This is a genomic window from Paratractidigestivibacter sp., assembly GCF_052362415.1.
Taxonomy (GTDB): Bacteria; Actinomycetota; Coriobacteriia; order Coriobacteriales; family Atopobiaceae; genus Paratractidigestivibacter.
In genome coordinates this window covers 3,540-4,152 of sequence record NZ_DAWEMK010000033.1, presented here as the reverse complement: position 1 = coordinate 4,152, position 613 = coordinate 3,540, and the positions used below count along the sequence as shown (strand labels likewise).

General features: G+C 70.0%; 1 pseudogene. It reads right to left on the bottom strand.

Annotation, left to right across the window (positions count from 1 at the left end):
• Positions 1 to 613, bottom strand: a pseudogene (locus tag ACT84W_RS04905) (threonine synthase); the annotation flags it as partial.

Below are 613 nucleotides of genomic sequence, written 5' to 3'. Positions count from 1 at the left end.
GGGCACGCAGAACGTCACCTCGTCGCCCTGCTCGACGGCGCCCGCGCGCACGAGCTGCGCGTAGGAGTCGAAGTAGTAGGTGACCTGCGGGGCGAGGCGGCCGACGTTGATGGAGTTCGCGCTCGAGAGCACGGCGCCCTCGCGGGCGAGGCGCTCCGCCATCTCGTGGTCGGCGAAGATCCGCTTGACCTCGGTCTGGCAGTCGTCGAAGTTGCCGCGGACGGCGCAGACGGCGACGTTGTCGCCCTTCTGGGTGGCCATCTGGAGGTGCTGTATGTCCGAGACCTTGCCCTCGGGGTAGAAGACCGTGACGCCACAGCCGTCGACGCCCGCGAAGCCCTCGAGCGCGGCCTTGCCGGTGTCGCCGGAGGTGGCGGTCACGATCATGATCTTCTTGTCCTCGCCCTCGGCGCCCCTGCGCGCGACGCCCATGAGCTGGGGGAGCATCTGGAGCGCGACGTCCTTGAAGGCGCTCGTGGGGCCGTGGTAGAGCTCGAGGAGCCAGTCGTCGCCGAGCGGAGTCACCGGGCAGCACGCCGGGGTGTCCCACTGCGCGCCGTAGGCGGCCTCGACGCAGGAGGCGATCTCGTCCTCGGTGAAGTCGGGAAGGAGC